This is a genomic window from Polaromonas sp. P1_E1_2, assembly GCF_056406035.1.
Window position 1 is genome coordinate 1 of record NZ_JBFUAZ010000750.1, and the last position, 1,745, is coordinate 1,745.

A 1,745-nucleotide genomic window follows, 5' to 3' on the forward strand; every position below is an offset into this window, starting at 1 on the left:
GGATGGGGCTGGTGTACCTTTTCCTCTATATCCCGCTGATTTTCCTCATCGTCTTTTCATTCAACAGCACCCGGCAAGACGGTGTTTTCACCGGCTTTTCAACGCGCTGGTATGAGGCGCTGCTGTCGGACTCGCGGTTGGTGGAAGGATTTTTTCTGTCCCTCAAGGTGGCGCTGATCACCGGCACGCTGTCGGTGGTGCTCGGCAGCTTTGCTGCCTTTGTACTGGTGCGCTATTTGCGCTTTACCGGGCGTACGCTGTTCTATGGGTTGGTCAACGCGCCGCTGGTCATGCCCGAGGTCATCATCGGCCTGGCCTTGCTGCTGCTGATGGTGGCGGTGCAGCGCACCATCGGCTGGCCGGACCGGGGTTTCATCACCATCGTGACGGGGCACACCTTGCTCGGCATGGCCTACGCCACGGTGGTCATCCAGTCACGCCTCAGTGAAATGGACCGCACCCTTGAAGAGGCCGCCATGGACCTGGGCTGCCGGCCCGTGCAGGTGTTTTTTCTGGTGACCTTGCCAAGCATTGCACCGGCACTGGTGTCGGCCTGGCTGCTCACCTTCACACTGTCGTTTGACGACGTGGTGATCTCCGAATTCTTGTCAGGGCCCGGCGTGACGACCTTGCCGCAGGTGATCTTCAGCTACGCCCGCCGCGGTGTGAACCCGTCGATTTACGCAGCGGCCACGATTTTGATCACGGTGGTGTCGTTGGGCATCATTGCCTACAGCATTTCCGTGATGCGCCGGCAAAAGCGGCTGGACCGCGAAATCAGTGCGGCGGCTCGACCGGAACAGGCTTTCCCGGACCCCGTCCGGGCAAAGTAGCCAGCACGACGCCGGTCAGCGCGATGGCAAAAGCGCCGATCTGGGTGCCATTGAGCTTTTCTCCCAGAACAATGACGCCGACCGCTGCGGCACTGACCGGCAGCAATACGGTGAAAACGCCGGCCTGATTCGCCGGAATCGTCCTGAGCCCGGTCATCCAGAGCCAGACCGTCCATACGCTGGCTGCGAGCGAATAAAACAGCAGCAACAGCCACGCGGAGGGCGCCACCTTGCCAAAGTCAAATCCCCAAGCCATCCAGAGGCCGAAAGGGGTGACGAGGGCAAAGCCCCAGAGGTTGATCAGTGCGGTGATGCGTTTGGGGCTGAGTACGCCGGTCAGCTTCTTGCCGATGACGGCGTAGGCCGCCTCGCATAAAACCGCGCCCACCAGCAGCAAATTGCCCAGCCAGGCATTTCTGTGTGCCAAATCGGCCTCCGGACCAATGCTGACGGGCGCAACCAGCTCATTTTTTGATAGCGAAACAAGGCCAATGCCGAGCACCGCGCAGGCTATAGCGCCCCATACGCGCGCACCGATGCGCTCCCGCAGGAAGAGCCAGCTCATCAGCGCAACGGCTGCCGGAATGGAAGCCATGATCACACCGGCCGCAACCGCGCTGGTCATGCTCACGCCGAACAGCATGCAGATGGAAAAGAGGAAATTGCCCAGAAAGGATTCGAGGAACAGCAGTCGGCTGGTTTGCCGGCTCATGGGGACTTCGCCTGCCGGTTTTTTCAGCCAATGCAGCATTGCGGTGCCACCGATGCCAAAGCGCAGCCAGGCCAGCAAAAAGACGGGGAAGGCGATGACGAGGGGTTTGGAAAGCGCCACGTAGCTGCCAACGAGCGACATGCTGAGCGCCAGGCAGGCGTAGGCCACGATTCGGTTCATTAAACTGGAGGCTCCTGTGG

At 60.6% G+C, this 1,745-nt stretch carries 2 protein-coding genes; one reads left to right on the top strand and one right to left on the bottom strand.

From position 1 onward, the window contains the following. Window positions 1-2: 2 nt before the first annotated feature. Complete coding sequence (locus AC1D1P_RS22475; protein ID WP_477674514.1) at window positions 3-833, top strand: ABC transporter permease; 831 nt, start codon at window positions 3-5, stop codon at window positions 831-833. On the opposite strand, the gene AC1D1P_RS22480 is transcribed toward AC1D1P_RS22475, so the two are convergent. Continuing rightward, on the bottom strand, window positions 778-1,725 hold the full coding sequence (locus AC1D1P_RS22480) for a DMT family transporter (protein WP_477674515.1): 948 nt from the start codon (window positions 1,723-1,725) through the stop codon (window positions 778-780). The genes AC1D1P_RS22475 and AC1D1P_RS22480 overlap by 56 nt on opposite strands. Between the last annotated feature and the right edge of the window lie 20 nt (window positions 1,726-1,745).